Source organism: Micromonospora sp. WMMD956, assembly GCF_029626125.1.
Taxonomy (GTDB): Bacteria; Actinomycetota; Actinomycetes; order Mycobacteriales; family Micromonosporaceae; genus Micromonospora; species Micromonospora carbonacea.
This window is the reverse complement of record NZ_JARUBI010000005.1, coordinates 6,816,643-6,832,952: the sequence shown is the minus strand read 5'-3', so window position 1 is coordinate 6,832,952 and position 16,310 is coordinate 6,816,643. Positions and strand designations below refer to the sequence as shown.

Below are 16,310 nucleotides of genomic sequence, written 5' to 3'. Positions count from 1 at the left end.
CGGGCGTCACCTTCGGAAGGTGACGCCCGCCGGGTCCGTGGTGCCTGTCGGTCATCGCAGCCAGGGGAACCGCTGGACGATGGCCAGCCGCTTCCAGGTCTGCCCGAGGCCGAGGGTGTCGCCCGCGCCGGCCATGGCCAGGACCGCCAGCACCGCGGCGTAGATGAGGTGGTCGTCCATGAACGGGTTGTTCTCGGGGGGCAGGACGGCCGTCCACATCATCACCAGGAGCAGGCCACCGGCGGTGGCGGCGATCCGTGTGCCGACGCCCAGCAGCAGGGCCACGCCGATCGCGGCCAGGCCGGCCATGAACAGCCAGTCCGCCCAGGCGGCGCCGGCGATCCCGTTGTAGAACCCCTTGAGCGGGCCGGCCGCGCCGAAGCTCAGGAAGCCCTTGGTGGGGCTGCCCCCGTTGATCCAGGCGTTCTTCGCGGCGGTCTCGTGGCCGAGGCCGAACATCTTGTCGAGGAAGGCCCAGAGGAAGGTCCAACCCAGCGCGAGCCGGATGCCGGCGAGGACGTAGCGGGTGGCCCGCTCCCGGGTGGTCTCGGTCGTCCTGGTGTTCTCGGCCGCCGGTGCGGTGGTCCTGGCGGTGGTCCGCTCGATCGTCGCGGTCATGGTGTCCACGTCCCTTCCTGTCCTCGCACCGCGCTTCCCGGTGGCAGTTCCATTGGACAGCCGCGACCGGTGGGCCCGGCAGGGCCGATGGGTCCGCTTCGGCCCGGGACCTTCGACCCCGGTCCACCCGGTCCGTCGGCCGTCCCGGCACCGGCCCACGGCCTCTGCCGGCCCGCCGGAGCGCGTCCTAGCGTCGGGCGTGACGACGGCAGGGAGGTCGTGATGAGGACCTGGCAGGTGGGCGACGTGATGACCAAGGACGTCGCGACGGTGGGGGAGGAGACCCCGTACCGGCAGATCGTGGACGTGCTCGTCCGCCGGGGCGTCAGCGGCGTGCCGGTGGTCGACGGGTTCAGCCGGGTGCTGGGCGTCGTCTCCGAGACGGATCTGCTGCACCGGATCGAACGGGTCGGGCACCCGGACGGGCGGCGGGTCTTCGAGGGCCGGCGTCGCCGGGTGGCCCGGGAGAAGGCCGGCGCACTGGTCGCCGGGGACCTGATGACCGCGCCGGCGGTGACGACGTACCCGCAGGCGTCCCTGCCGGCCGCGGCGCGGCAGCTCGACCGGGACGCGATCCGGCGGCTGCCCGTCCTCGACGACCTCGGCCGGCTGGTCGGCATCGTCACCCGTGGCGACCTGCTGCGGGTGCACCTGCGCACCGACGCCGAGATCCGCGAGGAGGTCGTGCGGGAGGTCCTGCGGCGGGTCCTGGCCGTGCGGGACGGGCTGGTGACCGTGCAGGTGCGCGACGGCGAGGTCACCCTCGACGGGCGGCTGGACCGGCGCAGCGGGGTCGACCTCGCCGGCCGGCTCGCCGCGCAGGTCGGCGGCGTGGTCCGCGTCGTCAACACCATCGCGTACGACGTCGACGACGAGGCCCTCGTCGCGCTCGCCGACGGCCAGGTCACCCCGGTGGCCTGAGCGTCACCCGGTGGCCTGAGCGTCGGCCCGCCCCGCCGCGGCTACGGCTGCCCGACGGGCACCTCGGCCGACTCGGGGGCCAGCCGGGCGACGGGCACCCCCTCCCGGGCGGCCCACCCGACGGCGTGCCGGACGTCGCCCACGGGCAGCGGCCGGCGGCCGGTCACGGTGACCGCGGCGTGCACCGCGAAGGCCACGAAGGGATACGACCGGGCCAGGCCGGCGACCGCCTCGTGCACCTGGCCGGCGACGGTCATCGCCTGGTCCTCGGTCAGCGCCGGCAGGATCAGCAGGTACTCCTGCTCGGACAGGCGCACCGCCCGGTCCACGGGGCGCAGCGGCGCGGTGACCGCCCCGATCACCGCCTGCGCCTCCCGGGCGGCGCTGCGGCGGCCGAAGCGCTCCGGCGCGCCCGCCGGCTCGTCCACCCGGACGCCGACCAGCGCCACCGGCAGCGTGCCCGAGGCGGTGACCCCGTCCGCGCCGGTCCACCGGCGCATCCCCGGCTCGTCCAGCAGCGGGGCCGGCTCCGCCGGGGGCATGCCGGCGCTGCGGTCCCGCCCGCCGGGCCGGCGGGCCCGGGCCGCGCGTTCGGCGCGGGAGAACATCAGCCGCAACGCCGCCTCGCCCCGGGCCTCGCCCGGCGTGGCGGGCAGGTCCCGCACCCGGGCCAGCGTCTCCTCCACGGCGAGCCGGACCGCGCCGGGGAGCCGGTCGGCGAGCAGGTCGCGCAGCCGGACGACCTCGTGCAGCGCCTCGTCGCGGCGGAACCCCCACCGCCCGTCGAAGAGCCGACCCGACTCCAGCGTGGCCGCCGGCTCGACCTCCACCCGGTCGTAGGCGACCAGCGCCGCGCCGAACCGGGGGGTCAGCGCCACCACGCTCCACTCCCGGGCGAGGTCCTCGGTCTCGTCCAGGGCCACGCCGCACACGCCGGCCGGCAGCGCCTCGGGGCGTTGCCCGACCACGCCCACCACGGCCGCCGCCGCCGTGGCCGCGATCCGCTCGTAGACCGCCCGCTCGCGGTCGAAGTAGGGCATCCGCTGGAAGAGGGCGATCACCAGGAGCGGGCCGTCCTCGGCGGTGGCCAGGGCGGCGCTCTCGATGGCGTGGGAGACAGCGACGAGGCTGCGCTTGGTCAGAAGTTCCGGAGCCCGTCCACTGTGCAGCACGCGCTGAGCCTAGAGAATCGGATCTCCGGCCGCATCCGTCGGCCCCGCCCGGGACCGGGGGCCGGGAGCGTTCCCGCCGGGCCCGCGGTGGCCCAGACCGGTGAGGCCGCGCGGACCGCACCGGCGAGGTGGGCGTCCCGGTCGGCGGCCTAGACTCGGCCGTCGACGGCCCGACGGACGGAACAGGCGATGGCACGCACCGGTAGTGACCACGGCTCCCTGCTGCGCCCGGTCGCGGCGTCGACCGGGCGGGCGCCGGTCCTCACCCGTGCCGGTCAGGTCGTCTACGGGCCACGGCGGGTGGGGGAGCTGGTGCACGGCCGCCCGCCGGGCGTCACGGGCCACCAGTGGACCTCGGCCGGCCGGGAGGGATTCGACCACGTGGTGTGCGCCGGCGACAGCGGCCGCCCGCTGTTCGCCGTCGAGATCGGGCCGCCCGTCCCGGCCGGCTCCGCCGCGCAGCGCGCCGAGCGGATGAAGAACGCCGTCTGCGCGGCCGTCGGCCTGCCGGTGCTGCGGATCGTCTCGCCCACGTTGCGCGCCGCCGACCACGGCCGCCGGATCGTGGCGTACGTCATCGACGCCCGCGCCTACGCCGACGCCGTCGCGCCTGCCCCGGGCCAGGACGACCCGGCGGAGGCCCTGCCCGTGGAGTTCCGGGAGATCGTCGGCCGGCTGCCGGACGGGCGCACCGGTCACGTCAACGACCTCGGCGCCCTCGCCCGGGCGGCGGCCGTGGAGGCGTACGTGTCCCGCCGGCTGGTCGACCCGATCGTGCGGGGTCTGCACGTGCGCTGGGCCGACGGCCCGGTGGAGGGCTGGAGCTGGGTGGAGGTGCGTCCCGACCGCTGCCTGGTGGAGCGGGTGCAGGTCGTCCAGCAGCGCTTCTCCTGCGGCGTGGACGCCGGCCGCCTCGCCGAGGACCTGGCCGCCGTGGCGGTCGGCGAGCGGCTGCGCGACGTCGAGGCGGCCGGCCCGGATCTGGTGTCGCGTGACGAACTCGGCCGGGACATCCGCCGGCTGCGGGAGCGCCGCGACGAGATGCGCGACGGCTTCGCCTTCGAGCACCTCTGCGCCGGCTGACCGACCCCGTCCACCGGGTGACCAGCCCTTCCCGGCTCTCCATAAATTTCCCGTATCCGGGTTGAACCGCCGCCGCCGCGGGTCCGTACTCCAGCCCGAATGGAGACGGATCTCCCCGCCGCGCCGGCCGGCGCGACGACGATGAGGAAAGGGCATCGTCGGTCATCGACACGCGACCGGAACGTCGCAGTGATCCTCGCCGAGGCGTCCCACCCGAATTCATCGGTCCGACGGGGTCACGAGTCAACTACCGGATCGAGAAGGAGAGCAATTCGATGCGCAGGTCCCCACGGGCGCGCCGGTCATCCGGTAACGCGCGGAGCAAGCGGCTGCTGGCCGTTGTCGGCACGCTTGCGGTCTTCGGTGGAATCGTCGCCGTGACCCAGATCTCGTCCGCCGGGGACCGGCGGACGACCACCCGCGCCGCGGCGGCGTCGTGCGTGGCGCCCAGCCCCGGCGCGACCTCGAACATCGGCAGCAGCACGACCCAGACGTGGCAGAACGGCCGGTGGGTGCGCAACCACTGGGGCGACGGGCAGATGTCGGTCGCGGAGTGCCAGTCGCTCAAGGCCGGCGGCACCGCCACGAACGCCAACACCAACGCCGCCCCGGCGGGCTCGACGATCGCCTGCCCCGACGTCGCCGGCAAGCTGCCCCCGGTCCCGGCCGCCGCCAAGGCCGAGGTGGACCGCAACCTCGCGCTGCTCAAGACCCAGATCGACGAGGCGAACAAGCGGCTGGCCGCCGAGGGCCGCAACGGGGGGCAGTTCATCCAGAACGCGATCCTCGGGCCGCTGGCGGACAAGCGCCGGGCGACCCTGGACCGCATCGCGACCGCCATCGGCCGGGTGGCGCAGCGGCCGCAGGGCCTCGGACAGCTCGCCCCGTGCCAACTTGCGGTCGGTGCCAATCCCAACGCCGGGAACAACAACGGGGGCAACAACAACGGGGGCAACAACAACGGCGGGAACAACAACGGGGGCCAGAACGGCGGCAACAACAACGGCAACGGGCTCGGCGTCCTCGCCAAGGACTGCACCAACAGCCGGTTGCAGCCGCACGACGGCTTCCAGAACGGCAACCGGTGCGTCAGCACCGCGTTCGGCGAGGTCGGCGCGGCGGCGAACAACCCGTCGCTGCTGATCACCCAGTTCCCCAACCAGGTCCAGCGCAACCAGGCGTTCCAGCTCCGGGTCACCACCCGCAACCTGATCCGGGACCGGTTCCTCGCCGCCGGCCAGGGCGGCTACTACCTGGAGAGCTCCCTGCTCAACGGGCAGGGCCTGGTGCGGGGGCACTTCCACACCGCCTGCCGGATGCTCAACAGCACCCGGCAGCCCCCGAACCCGCAGGACGTCCCGGCGTTCTTCGTGGCCACCGAGGACGGCCGGGGCGGCTCGCAGCCGGACGACGTCATCATCCAGGTGCCGGGCCTGCCGCAGGCCGGCACGGCGCAGTGCTCCGTCTGGGCCGGTGACGGTTCGCACCGGATCCCGATGATGGAGCGGGCCAACCAGACCCCGGCGATCGACGTGGTGCGGATCCAGGTCAACTGACCGGACGGCCGCGCCGTACGCACATCCGGGCCGCCCGGGGCAGCTACCGCCCCGGGCGGCTCCGCGTCGCGCGCCGGTCGTGGGCGGCGTGACCAGGCGCGCCACGGCGCCGGGCGGGTCCGTGGAAAATGCCGCCGGAATAGGCCCGGGGCCACCGCTGAATCCCAGCGTGGCCCCGGTGTTCCGCATGGTGGGCGCGGTGGCGGCTCAGCGGTTCTTGAAGGCCTCGACGACGGAGACGGGGATCCGGCCCCGGTCGGAAATCTCGTAGCCGTTCTTGGTGGCCCATTCCCGGATCGCCCGGTTCTGCTCGCGATCCATTCCCGAGACCGGCGCCCGGCCGGGGCGGCGGACCGGCCGGCCGGCGTCGACCGGCCCTCGGCCGATTCGCCGGCCAGCGTTGATGTAGGGGTCGAGTGCCTTCCGGAGGGTGCCGGCGTTCTCGTCGGACACATCGATGGTGTACGCCACGCCGTCCAGGCTGAACTCGACGGTCCGATCCGCCTTCCCGCCATCGAGGTCGTCAGTCAAGACGGTGATTACTTTCCGGGCCATCGCCAATTACTCCTTGTGTGGGGCGGGGTGTGTTACGAGTTTGACGTATCGCCGGGCAAATCCGCAAGAATATGCCCCGTTTGCATTCGGCGCGTCGACTTGTCGGTGATGCAATCCCGCTGGCGACTGTGGAATTTGCCAGTACGGGTTCGCCCGGCGGCCCGCCCGACGGGGTGTCGGCGTGTCCCGGGTCACATCCCGGAACAACGGGAGCCGGCCGGGACTTGAGCCTGACACGCTCAAGTCAACCGATGGCAGGTGTTCGATGGCAACTCTTCCGGTACTACCCCTCACCGACGCCGTCCTGCTGCCCGGCATGGTCGTCCCGGTGACCCTCGACCCCACCACCCAGGCCGCGGTCGACGCCGCGCGGGCCACCGGCGACAAGAAGGTCCTCGCCGTGCCCCGCATCGACGGCGAGTACGGCCCCGTCGGCGTGATCGCCACCATCGAGAAGGTCGGCCGGCTGCCCGACGGCGAGCCGGCCGCCGTGGTCCGCGGGCTGTCCCGGGCCCGGATCGGCTCCGGCGTACCCGGGCCCGGCGCCGCCCTCTGGGTCGAGGCGACCCAGCTCGACGAGCCCGCCCCGGCCGGCCGGGCCCGGGACCTGGCCCGCGAGTACCGCGCCCTGATGACCTCGGTCCTCCAGCAGCGCGGCGCCTGGCAGGTCATCGACGCCATGGAGCGCATGACCGACCTCTCCGAGCTGGCCGACGCGGCCGGCTACGCGCCCTGGCTCACCCTGGCGCAGAAGACCGAGCTGCTCGCCGCCGCGGACGTCACCGCCCGGCTGGAACTGCTGGTCGGCTGGGTGCGTGACCACCTGGCCGAGCAGGAGGTCACCGAGCAGATCAACAGCGACGTGCGCGAGGGCCTGGAGAAGACCCAGCGCGAGTTCCTGCTCCGCCAGCAGCTCGCCGCGATCCGCAAGGAGCTCGGCGAGGACTCCCCGGACGGCTCCGCCGACTACCGGGCCCGGGTGGAGGCCGCCGTGCTGCCGGAGAAGGTCCGCGAGGCGGCGCTGCGCGAGGTCGGCAAGCTGGAGCGGGCCAGCGACGCCTCCCCGGAGGCGGGGTGGATCCGCACCTGGCTCGACACGGTCCTGGAGATGCCGTGGACCACGCGTACCGAGGACAACACCGACCTGGCCGCGGCCCGCGCGGTGCTCGACGCCGACCACGCCGGCCTGGCCGACGTCAAGGACCGCATCCTGGAGTACCTCGCGGTGCGCAACCGCCGCGCCGAGCGCAACCTCGGCGTGGTCGGCGGGCGCGGTTCCGGCGCGGTGCTCGCCCTCGCCGGCCCGCCCGGCGTCGGCAAGACCAGCCTCGGCGAGTCCGTGGCCCGGGCGCTCGGGCGCAACTTCGTCCGGGTCTCCCTCGGCGGCGTCCGCGACGAGGCCGAGGTCCGGGGCCACCGGCGCACGTACGTCGGCGCGCTGCCCGGCCGGATCGTCCGCGCCCTGCGCGAGGCCGGCTCGATGAACCCGGTCGTGCTCCTCGACGAGGTCGACAAGCTGGCCGTCGGATACTCCGGCGACCCCGCCGCCGCCCTGCTGGAGGTGCTCGACCCGGCGCAGAACCACACCTTCCGCGACCACTACCTCGAGGTCGACCTCGACCTGTCCGACGTGCTGTTCCTGGCCACCGCCAACGTGGTGGAGACCATCCCCGGCCCGCTGCTGGACCGGATGGAGCTGGTCACCCTCGACGGCTACACGGAGGACGAGAAGGTCGCCATCGCCCGCGACCACCTGCTGCCCCGGCAGCTCCAGCGGGCCGGGCTGACCGCCGAGGAGGTCACCGTCGCCGACGAGGCCCTGACCCTGATCGCGGGGGAGCACACCCGGGAGGCCGGCGTCCGGCAGCTCGAACGGGCCCTGGCGAAGATCCTGCGCAAGGTCGCCGTCGCCCTGGCCGACGACCCCGCCCCGGTGCGGGTGGACGCGGACAACCTGGCCCGCTACCTGGGGCGGCCCCGGTTCACCCCGGAGTCGGCGGAGCGGACCGCGGTGCCCGGCGTGGCCACCGGCCTCGCCGTGACCGGCGCGGGCGGCGACGTGCTCTTCATCGAGGCCACCAGCATGGAGGGCGAGCCGGGGCTGACGCTCACCGGCCAGCTCGGCGACGTGATGAAGGAGTCCGCCCACATCGCGCTGTCGTACCTGCGCTCCAACGGCCGCCGGTTCGGCATCGACCCGAACGCCCTCGCCGGGCGGCGCATCCACCTGCACGTCCCGGCGGGCGCGGTGCCGAAGGACGGGCCGAGCGCCGGCATCACGATGGTCACCGCGCTGGCGTCGCTGGTGACCGGCCGGCCGGTGCGCCCGGAGTTCGGGATGACCGGCGAGGTGACCCTCTCCGGGCGGGTGCTGCCCATCGGCGGGGTGAAGCAGAAGCTGCTCGCCGCGCACCGGGCCGGCCTGACCGAGGTGATCATCCCGGCGCGCAACGAGCCGGACCTGGACGACCTGCCGGCCGAGGTGCGCGGGGCGCTGACCGTGCACACCCTCGCGGACGTGGCCGACGTGCTCGCCCTGGCGCTGCGCCCGGCCGACGCCGACACCCGCACCGACCCGGCCCTCACGGCCGCCTGACAGGTGAGCAGGGGCCCCTTGTCATCGCTTCTCCGATGACAAGGGGCCCCTGCCTACTGCGGGGGTGGGGCGGCCGGGCGGTCGCCCGGCGGGGCGGGGCGGGCCAGTACGGTGGTCCTTGAATCGTCAAGTATCTCACCCGCCCGCGCGGCGGCACGCCATGGAGGCACCCCCATGAACATCGCCCTCTGGGCCCTGCAGATCCTGCTCGCCCTGGTCTTCGCCGGGGCCGGGCTCACCAAGGTCACCCAGTCCAAAGAGAAGCTGCGCGAGAAGATGAGCTGGGTCGAGGGCGTGCCGGAAGGCGCGGTGAAGGCCCTCGGCGCGCTGGAGGTGCTCGCCGCGATCGGCCTGGTCCTGCCCGCCCTCACCGGCATCGCCACCGTGCTGACGCCGCTGGCCGCCGTGGGCGCGGCGATCGTGATGGCCGGCGCCGTCGTCGTGCACGCCCGGGCCAAGGAGTACCCGCCGGCCGCGTTCACCGCCCTGCTGCTGGTCGCGGCGCTCGTCGTCGCCTGGGGCCGGTTCGGCCCGTACGCGTTCTGACCGGCCCCGGCCGGCCCGCGCCCACCGGCGCGGGCCGGCCGCCCGCATTCGTCAGGGGCGGTCGCGGTCGCGGCGTACCGTCGTCTTGCGGCCCTTGATCGTGCTGTTGCGCAGCCCGGCGATCACCTCGTCCACCACGGCGATCGGCACCTCGACCAGCGAGAACCGGTCGGCGATCTCGATCGAGCCGATGTCCCGCCCGCTGACCCGGGTCTCCCCGGTGATCGCGCCGACCAGGTCCTGCGGGCGCACCCCGGCGCGCCGGCCGAGGCCGATGAACACCTGCGTGGTGCCCCCGGAGCGGGGCCGGCCGGGTCGCCGCTCGCCGCCGCGCCCCTCCTGCCCGGGACGCCCCTCGCGCGGCGGCCGGACCGCGACCTGCGGGATCTCCTCCTCGTCGTCGTCCGAGCCCGGCGAGGCGGCCTCGTGGGCGAGCTTCACCGCCGCGAGCGCCACCTCCATCATGTCGAACTCGTCCGACAGCGACTCCACGATGACCCGGAACGGCTCCAGGTCGTCCTCCAGCAGGCTCTCCCGCAGCGCCGCCTGGGTCAGCTCCAGCCGCCGGGTGCGCAGGTCGGCCACCGTGGGGATCTTGTCGATGGCGATGCGCTGGCCGGTCACCCGCTCGATGGTCTTGAGCATCCGGTGCTCGCGCGGCTCGGCGAGGGTGATCGCCACCCCCTCCCGGCCCGCCCGCCCCACCCGGCCGATGCGGTGCACGTACGACTCAGGGGCCGACGGCACGTCGTAGTTGACCACGTGGGTGAGCTGCTCGACGTCCAGCCCCCGGGCCGCCACGTCGGTGGCCACCAGCAGGTCGGCCGTGCCGGCGCGCAGCCGGCCCATCACCCGGTCCCGCTGCTCCTGGCTCATCCCGCCGTGCAGCGCCTCGGCGCGGTAGCCCCGGCCGTTCATCGTCTCGGTGAGCCGGTCGACCTCCTCCCGGCTGCGGCAGAAGACGATCGCCGCGGTCGGCGACTCCACGTCCAGCACCCGGCCCAGCGCCGCCGGCTTGTGCGCCCGCGCCACGATGTACGCGCTCTGCCGCACCCGGGGCGTCTCGCCGGCGACCGGCTGCTCCCGGCCGATCTGGATGCGCACCGGGTCGCTCAGGTGCTGCCGGGCCATCCCGTCGATGCGCGACGGCATGGTCGCCGAGAACAGCACCGTCTGCCGCTGCTGCGGGGCGTGCTCCAGGATCGCCTCGATGTCCTCGGCGAAGCCCATGTCGAGCATCTCGTCGGCCTCGTCGAGCACCACCGTGGCCAGGCCGCCCAGCCGCAGGGTGCCCCGGGCGATGTGGTCCAGCGCCCGGCCCGGGGTGGCCACCACCACGTCCACCCCCAGGTCCAGGGCGCGCAGCTGCCGGCCGATCGGCTGGCCGCCGTAGATCGGCAGCACCCGCGCGCCCAGGTCCTTGCCGTAGCGGTGGAACGCCTCCGACACCTGCACCGCCAGCTCCCGGGTGGGCACCAGCACCAGGGCCACCGGCTCCCCGCCGGTCCGCCCGTCCGGCATCCGTTGCAGCAGCGGCAGCGCGAACGCGGCCGTCTTGCCGGTGCCGGTGGCCGCCTGACCGAGCAGGTCCCTGCCGGCCAGCAGGGGCGGGATCGCCTCCCGCTGGATCGGGGTCGGCTCCTCGTAGCCGAGCGCGGACAGCGCGCCGAGCAGCTCGGCACGCAGCCCGAGATCCGCGAAGGCGGTGGCCTCGTCGGCGGGGATGGTGTGTTCGGTCGATGCGGGTGCGGAACTCATGCACAAAGCTTTTCATCACCCCGCCCGGCCCGCTGCGGCGACCTGCACAACGTCGTCCCCGCCACGCCGGCGACGCGGGCCGCGTCGATGGCCTAGGGTAGGGCCAGCGCTCCCGTCGACGGTCTGCCCGACCGCCCGGCGGTTTCGCGCTGGGCAGGTCCGGCAGGTGGTCAACCCGACGCACCCCGGAAGAGGAACGATGCCCCTCCGCAAGCGCCCGGCCGCCATGGCGGCCGCCACCCTGCTCACGCTGAGCGCCCTGGCCGTCGTGCCGTCCATCGCGGCCGCCGCGCCCGACCCGGGTGGCCCGGTGAAGGTGAACCAGGTCGCCTACGTGCCCGGCACCCCCAAGCAGGCCACGGTGGTCAGCACGTCGACCAGCCCGCTGGCCTGGACCCTGCGCAACGCCGCCGGCGCGACCGTCGCCTCCGGCCAGACCACCGTACGCGGCGCGGACGCCCTCTCCGGCGACAGCGTCCACGTCGCCGACTTCTCCGCCTACGACACCGTGGGCAGCGGCTACGTGCTGTCGGTCGGCGGGAACAGCAGCCACCCCTTCGACATCTCCGCCGACGCGGTGCGCCGGCTGCGCACCGACTCGCTGGCCTTCTTCTACCACCAGCGCAGCGGCACCCCGATCGAGTCGCGCTACGTCGGCTCTCGCTACTCCCGGCCCGCCGGGCACGTCAACGTCGCCCCGAACCAGGGCGACAACGCGGTGCCCTGCCGCAGCTCCTGCGGCTACACCCTCGACGTGCGGGGCGGCTGGTACGACGCCGGCGACCACGGCAAGTACGTGGTCAACGGCGGCCTGGCCACCTGGCAGCTCCAGAACATCCACGAGCGCTCCCTGCACGTGGCCGGCGCCGACCGCGCCGGGCTCGCCGACGGCACGCTGGCGATCCCCGAGCAGGCCAACGGGGTGCCCGACGTGCTGGACGAGGCGCGCTGGGAGCTGGAGTTCATGCTGAAGATGCAGGTGCCCGACGGCCGCCCCTACGCCGGCATGGCGCACCACAAGATCCACGACCAGAACTGGACCGCGCTGCCGACCCGGCCGGAGCAGGACAGCCAGCCCCGGCTCCTCGCGCCGGTCAGCACCGCCGCGACCCTGAACCTGGCGGCGACCGCCGCGCAGGCGTCCCGGCTGTGGAAGCCCTACGACGCGACCTTCGCCGCGCGGGCGCTCGCCGCGGCCGAGAAGGCGTACGCCGCGGCGAAGGCCAACCCGAACCGGCTGGCGCCGGCCACGGACAACACCGGCGGCGGCGCGTACGAGGACAACAGCGTGGGCGACGAGTTCTACTGGGCGGCCGCCGAGCTGTACGCCACCACCGGGGCGGCCGGCTACCGCGCGGACGTGACCGGCTCGTCCTTCTACCGGGGCACCAGCTTCGCCAACCGCGGCTACGACTGGAGCTGGACCGCCGGGCTGGGCGACACCACCCTGGCCCTGGTGCCCAACGGGCTGCCGGCCGCCGACCTGGCCGCCACCCGGTCCGCGATCGTGGCCTTCGCCGACCGGCTGCTGACCCAGACCGCCCGGCAGGGCTACCCGGCCCCGGGCAGCGGCGACGGGACGTACTACTGGGGCTCCAACGGCGCCGTCGCCAACAACGGCAACGTCCTGGCCCTCGCGTTCGACTTCACCGGCCAGCAGAAGTACCGCGGCGGGGCCTACGCCGCCTACGACTACCTGCTCGGCCGTAACCCGCTGAACCAGTCCTACGTGGCCGGGTACGGCGAGAAGCCGGTGCGCAACGTGCACCACCGGTTCTGGGCCAACCAGAACGACTCCTCGCTGCCCACCGCGCCGCCCGGCTCGCTCGCCGGCGGCCCGAACAGCCAGCTCCAGGACCCGGTGGCCGTGGCCCAGCTCTCCGGCTGCAAGCCGCAGAAGTGCTACGTCGACGACATCGAGGCGTACTCGGTCAACGAGGTGGCGATCAACTGGAACTCGGCGCTGGCCTGGCTGGCGAACTGGGCGGCGGAGCGGGCGGGCACCGGCGGCACGCCGGAACCCACCCCGACGCCGACCGTCTCGCCCACCCCCACCCCCACGGTCTCGCCCTCGCCGACCGTTTCGCCCACGACCACGCCGCCGCCGGCGGGGGGCTGCGCGGTGACGTACACGTCGAACGACTGGAGCAACGGGTTCAGCGGCAACCTGACCGTCGCCAACACGTCGGCGGCGACGTGGTCGTCGTGGCGGCTGACCTTCCGGTTCACCGCCGGCCAGCAGATCAGCCAGGGCTGGTCCGGGAAGTTCAGCCAGAGCGGCGCCGAGGTGACGGTGACCAACGAGAGCTGGAACGCCGTGGTCGCCCCGGGCGGCTCGGTGAGCCTGGGCTTCAACGCCTCGCACACCGGCGCCAACCCGGCCCCGGTGGGCTTCGCCGTCAACGGCACCGCCTGCGCGGTGCGGTGACCGGGTGACCCGGTGACGACGATGCCGGCCTGATCCGGGTCCGTCGCGGATCCCGCCCTTGCCGTGTCCAGTCGGTGAAGGGGGCTGCGGGATCGACGACGTTCGGCGAAACTGGTCAGGGGCCTCTTCCCGATCGGAATCGAGGCCCGGGCGGACGGCCGGGGTGCCGCACCCACCCCGGCCGTCCCGCTCCACCCGCCGCCGCGGTCGAAGCGGCGTGCGGCACCGGCGACCCGGCGGCGGCAGCGCGGGCAGGCGACGCTGCCCGGCCGGGCCCGGCCCGACGCCCGTTCCTCCCCGCTGCGGTTTCGCCCGCCCCCGGACGCGCGTTCGGGGGAGATGGGAGGAATGTTCGGTCTCTTCCGCATCCTCATGATTACGGTGGTTTCAGCCCAGCCGATCCGTGCCGTACGGGGGAGGACCCGACCATGCGAGTGCCCAGCCGAAGCTCCGGCCAGCAGCCCGGCACCTCCGTGGCGTCCACCGCCCCGGCGCGGCGCGTGCCGCGGGGCGTCGCCCCCCGCCCGGCCCCGCCGACGCCCGACCTCGACGCCTACCGGGCGGCCGTGACGGACCTGCTCGTCGAGGTCGGCGCGTTGGCCGACCCGGACTCGGCGGGGGCCCGCCAGGTGCTGCTCGACGAGCGGCTGCGCGAGCCGGCGATCGCCGCGGTGCTCGACGCCACCGGCCAGGGCCTCGTCGGCGCCCGGGAGACGCTGCTGCTGGAGATGGCCCGCTACCGGCCCAACCCGCGCAGCTCCGCCGGTGACCTGGCCGCCCTCGTGCGGATCTACCTGCTCTCCCGCATCGACGTGATGTGGTGGCGCGACGCCACCACCTTCATGACCGACGCGCAGGTCCACGCCAGCAACGAGCTGGTCGACCTGGAGTGGCTGCGCCGCCGCGACCTGCTCCGCTTCCGCTACCAGGAGCAGCCCGCCACCGTCGTCGGCCGGAGCGTGCGGGCGGTGCGCCGCCGGCTGCTGCCGGCCGCCCGGCCGCACACCGCCGGCCTGCGGTTCCGCCGGGCCCGGCGTGAGGTGATCGGCCTGCTCAACGACATCGGCCGCGAGTTCGCCCGCAGCGCCCCGTCCGGCACCCCGCCGCTGTGGGTGACCAGCCTGGTGCGCAGCGCCGAGCACCAGCACCGGCTGCGCCGCCTCGGCTACGCCGCGATGGTGCCCAGCGCCCACTGCCTCGGCTACGCCGTCGACGTCGAGATGTCCTGGTTCCAGCGGTTCGGCGCCCGGGATGTGCTGGCCGGGCTGCTGCTGGCCCGGCAGCAGGCCGGGGAGGTCAACGTGGTCGACGAGGGGCAGGCCTGGCACGTGTGCCTCGCGCCCGCCGCCCGGGCGCGGTTCCGCCGCGCGTACGAGGCCGAGATGGGGGTCTGAGCCGTGTGCGGCATCGCCCTGAGCCTCGGCCCCGAGGCCGACCCTGCCACCTTCCGACGGATGCTGGCCGTCCTCGCCCCGCGCGGCGAGGTGACCGAGACCCGCCGGGAGGCCGGCCTGCTCGCCGGCACCCGCCGGCTGCGGATCGTCGACCGGGAACGGGCGGTGCAGCCCTGGGTCTCCGCCGACGAGCGCCTCCTGCTCTGCTACAACGGCGAGGTCTTCAACCACCGGGAGCTGCGCGCCGAGCTGACCCGCCTGGGGCACGTGTTCCGCAGCGAGAGCGACACCGAGGTGGTGCTCGCCGCCTTCGAACGCTGGGGCGAGGAGGCGGTGCGGCGGCTGCGCGGCGAGTACGCCTTCGTCGTGGTCGAGCGGGCCACCGGCCGGGCCTACCTGGCCCGTGACCCGCTCGGGGTCAAGCCGCTCTACTGGTCCCGGATGCCGGGGTGCCTGCACCTGGCCAGCGAGGTCAAGGCCCTGGCGGGGCACGGCGCTCCGGTCGCCGAGGTGCCCCCGGGGCACCACGGCTGGGCCGAGCCGGGCGGCCACGTCCGGCTGCGCCCGTACGTCGACCTGCTCACCCTCGGCGACGGGCTGCCCGTGGTGGACGACCCGGACGAGGCCGCCCTGCTCGTCCGGGCCGCCCTCACCGACAGCATCCGGATGCGGCTGGACACCGACCTCACCGTCGGCGTGGTGCTCTCGGGCGGGCTGGACAGCTCCCTCGCCCTGCTGCACACCCACCTGCTGCACCCCGACTGCGTGGCGGTGACCGTCGGGGCGCCGGGCAGCCCCGACGTGGCGTACGCCCGGCGGCTCGCCGCCGACCTGGGGGTGCCGCACGAGGTGATCGAGCTGCGTCCGCGCGACATCCGGCTCGCCGACGTGCGGGAGGCCATCCGGATCTCCGAACTCACCGAGTACGGCGACATCATCAACGCCGTGGTCTCGGTGCCGATCTTCCGGCGGCTGCGCGAGCTGGGCGTCAAGGTCGTGCTCACCGGCGACGGCTCCGACGAGCTGTTCGGCGGCTACCCCATGTACCACCAGGTCGGCCCCGAGCGGGCCCGCCGGCTGTTCCTGCACCGGATCCGCAACCTGTGCCGTACGGAGTTGCAGCGGGTGGACCGCGCCAGCATGGCGCACGGGGTGGAGGCGCGGGTGCCGTTCCTCGACCTGAGCGTGGTGGAGCTGGCGATGCGGCTGCCGCTGGGGCTGAAGCTGCGCGAGGGCCAGGAGAAGTGGATCGTCCGTCGTGCGTTCGCCGACGTGCTGCCCGACTACGTGCGGCGGCGGCCGAAGAACCCGATGTCGTACTCCTCGGGGCTGCACGAGCGGGCCCGGCTCTACAAGCCGCTCTTCGCCCGGCTGCACCGCTCCTTCGGCTACCACCTGCTCGACCCGGTGCGCCGGGACTTCGACAGCGTGCTCACCCGCTGCGGCAACGACCTGGACCGGGCCATCGCCGACGGGCTGGCCCGGCCGGACTACACGGTGCTGGAGCACGCCCGGGACCTGGTCGGCGCGGCGAGGTGGAACGCCGCGCCGGTGGTCCGTCGGCTGGTCGGCCCGCGCGTCACCCGCCGGACCCCGGTCGGCTGAGGGCCCACCCCTACCGTCGTTGCCCCGCCCACTGTGGAGCATTACGTTGATCGATACACAGGCGGCCGGTGGGACGAC

General features: G+C 74.5%; 12 protein-coding genes. 8 read left to right on the top strand and 4 right to left on the bottom strand.

What is annotated here, in order from left to right; translation table 11 throughout:
* Window positions 1-51 precede the first annotated feature (51 nt).
* The gene (locus O7628_RS29550) at window positions 52-627 is read right to left on the bottom strand and encodes a DoxX family membrane protein (protein ID WP_278135614.1); all 576 of its coding nucleotides are present in this window, start codon (window positions 625-627) and stop codon (window positions 52-54) included.
* Between the two features lie 213 nt (window positions 628-840).
* On the opposite strand from O7628_RS29550, the gene O7628_RS29545 reads away from it, so the two are divergent.
* Window positions 841-1,539: a CBS domain-containing protein gene (locus tag O7628_RS29545; RefSeq protein WP_278135613.1), complete on the top strand. Its 699-nt coding sequence runs from the start codon at window positions 841-843 to the stop codon at window positions 1,537-1,539.
* Window positions 1,540-1,580: 41 nt separating this feature from the next.
* On the opposite strand, the gene O7628_RS29540 is transcribed toward O7628_RS29545, so the two are convergent.
* Window positions 1,581-2,711: a DICT sensory domain-containing protein gene (locus O7628_RS29540; RefSeq protein ID WP_278135612.1), complete on the bottom strand. Its 1,131-nt coding sequence runs from the start codon at window positions 2,709-2,711 to the stop codon at window positions 1,581-1,583.
* Between the two features lie 189 nt (window positions 2,712-2,900).
* On the opposite strand from O7628_RS29540, the gene O7628_RS29535 reads away from it, so the two are divergent.
* Both O7628_RS29535 and O7628_RS29530 read left to right on the top strand, forming a co-directional pair.
* Window positions 2,901-3,794: a DUF2726 domain-containing protein gene (locus tag O7628_RS29535; protein WP_278135611.1), complete on the top strand. Its 894-nt coding sequence runs from the start codon at window positions 2,901-2,903 to the stop codon at window positions 3,792-3,794.
* A 275-nt stretch (window positions 3,795-4,069) separates the two neighbouring features.
* A complete protein-coding gene (locus tag O7628_RS29530; protein WP_278135608.1) occupies window positions 4,070-5,350 on the top strand; it encodes a hypothetical protein in 1,281 nt (426 codons plus the stop codon).
* Between the two features lie 207 nt (window positions 5,351-5,557).
* Here O7628_RS29530 and O7628_RS29525 read toward each other — a convergent pair whose 3' ends face one another.
* A complete protein-coding gene (locus O7628_RS29525; RefSeq protein WP_074477251.1) occupies window positions 5,558-5,905 on the bottom strand; it encodes an Lsr2 family protein in 348 nt (115 codons plus the stop codon).
* 265 nt (window positions 5,906-6,170) lie between these two features.
* Here O7628_RS29525 and lon point away from each other — a divergent pair, with 265 nt between their 5' ends.
* Both lon and O7628_RS29515 read left to right on the top strand, forming a co-directional pair.
* On the top strand, window positions 6,171-8,501 hold the full coding sequence (gene lon / locus O7628_RS29520) for an endopeptidase La (protein WP_278135606.1): 2,331 nt from the start codon (window positions 6,171-6,173) through the stop codon (window positions 8,499-8,501).
* Between the two features lie 174 nt (window positions 8,502-8,675).
* The gene (locus tag O7628_RS29515; RefSeq protein ID WP_278135604.1) at window positions 8,676-9,047 is read left to right on the top strand and encodes a DoxX family protein; all 372 of its coding nucleotides are present in this window, start codon (window positions 8,676-8,678) and stop codon (window positions 9,045-9,047) included.
* Window positions 9,048-9,098: 51 nt separating this feature from the next.
* Here the strand turns inward: O7628_RS29515 and O7628_RS29510 are convergent, their stop codons facing one another.
* Window positions 9,099-10,805, bottom strand: a complete 1,707-nt coding sequence (locus tag O7628_RS29510) for a DEAD/DEAH box helicase (RefSeq protein WP_178065265.1) — start codon at window positions 10,803-10,805, stop codon at window positions 9,099-9,101.
* Window positions 10,806-11,004: 199 nt separating this feature from the next.
* Here O7628_RS29510 and O7628_RS29505 point away from each other — a divergent pair, with 199 nt between their 5' ends.
* The 3 genes from O7628_RS29505 to O7628_RS29495 all read left to right on the top strand — a co-directional run bounded on the left by O7628_RS29505 (window position 11,005) and on the right by O7628_RS29495 (window position 16,232).
* Complete coding sequence (locus O7628_RS29505; protein WP_278135601.1) at window positions 11,005-13,233, top strand: glycoside hydrolase family 9 protein; 2,229 nt, start codon at window positions 11,005-11,007, stop codon at window positions 13,231-13,233.
* Window positions 13,234-13,661: 428 nt separating this feature from the next.
* The gene (locus O7628_RS29500; protein WP_278135599.1) at window positions 13,662-14,627 is read left to right on the top strand and encodes a DUF5715 family protein; all 966 of its coding nucleotides are present in this window, start codon (window positions 13,662-13,664) and stop codon (window positions 14,625-14,627) included.
* A gap of 3 nt (window positions 14,628-14,630) precedes the next feature.
* Window positions 14,631-16,232 (top strand): asparagine synthase-related protein, encoded by a 1,602-nt coding sequence (locus O7628_RS29495; protein WP_278135597.1) that lies wholly within the window; start codon window positions 14,631-14,633, stop codon window positions 16,230-16,232.
* The last annotated feature ends 78 nt before the right edge of the window (window positions 16,233-16,310 follow it).